1 protein-coding gene is annotated in these 206 nt (G+C 61.2%); it reads right to left on the bottom strand.

Annotation, left to right across the window (positions count from 1 at the left end; translation table 11 throughout):
• On the bottom strand, positions 1-206 hold a 206-nt coding region (locus tag B4U49_RS18945), incomplete at both ends, for a hypothetical protein (RefSeq protein ID WP_158078506.1).

Here is a 206-nt window from a genome sequence, read left to right as displayed (position 1 = left end):
CGGTCTAGCGCGTCGTAGTGATAGTTGCGGGTGCCGCGCAGGCTATCTTCGATACGGGTGAGCTGGCCGCTGCGGTTGTAGCCGTAGGTGCGCTCCAGTAAAGGAAGAACCGGTGCAGGGTTTTCCACAGGGGCATCCCCTTTGGCGACACGCAGCTTGTACAGGCGCCCCTGGGGGTCGTAATCGCTCTCTGTGGAAAGACCGTT

It is taken from the genome of Microbulbifer mangrovi, assembly GCF_002009015.1.
Lineage (GTDB): Bacteria > Pseudomonadota > Gammaproteobacteria > Pseudomonadales > Cellvibrionaceae > Microbulbifer > Microbulbifer mangrovi.
The sequence above is the reverse complement of the archived record's forward strand: the minus strand, read 5'-3'. Positions and strand labels throughout refer to the sequence as shown.